The organism is uncultured Shewanella sp., from assembly GCF_947491715.1.
Taxonomy (GTDB): domain Bacteria; phylum Pseudomonadota; class Gammaproteobacteria; order Enterobacterales; family Shewanellaceae; genus Shewanella.
Genome location: NZ_CANLKR010000110.1, coordinates 1 through 599, shown reverse-complemented (window position 1 = coordinate 599; position 599 = coordinate 1). Strand labels below are relative to the sequence as shown.

At 38.7% G+C, this 599-nt stretch carries 2 protein-coding genes; both read left to right on the top strand.

Annotated features, from left to right (window positions below):
• A partial coding sequence (locus Q0779_RS23720) for a phosphopantetheine-binding protein (protein WP_298776730.1) occupies window positions 1-306 on the top strand: 306 nt, incomplete at its 5' end.
• Between the two features lie 2 nt (window positions 307-308).
• Window positions 309-599 (top strand): hypothetical protein (locus Q0779_RS23715; RefSeq protein WP_298776728.1); only part of this gene is annotated, 291 nt, incomplete at its 3' end.

Genomic DNA, 599 nt, shown 5'->3' with positions numbered 1-599 from the left:
GAGTATGTGGCGCCGCGTAATGATACTGAGCGTCAATTGTGTGAAATTTGGCAAGCCGTGCTGGGGCTTGAGCAAGTTGGGATTAATGATAATTTCTTCCGCATTGGCGGCGATTCGATTAGTGCTATTCGGTTAAATGCCAAGGCCCGAGAAGTGGCGAACATTGATATTCCTGTAGTGAAGTTATTTTCTCATCCAAGGATTGCAGAGCTTGCGCTTGAATTAAAAGCAATAAATTATGAAAAGATGATGATTCATCCGCTATCACCTCAATTCCAAGAATCTGAATATGTTAGAGAGATTTAATCATGTTTAAATTATTAAAACAGATCCGCCATCATAATCTTTCTGTTTGGGTGGACAATGGGCACGTAAAACTAGGTTATTCAGGGCAAGCTCCAGATAGAAGCATTATCAAACAAATTAAAGATAATAAAAGTGGACTATTACATTTTTTATCTAAGAAAAAGATCCATTCAGAAGTTGATTTTAGTCATATTAAGGAGTTAGCGGACTATAGGCTGTCGTTTGCGCAGGAGCGTTTATGGTTTATTGAACAATTTGAAGGGGGCAGTGATGCTTATCACATACCGCTTTTG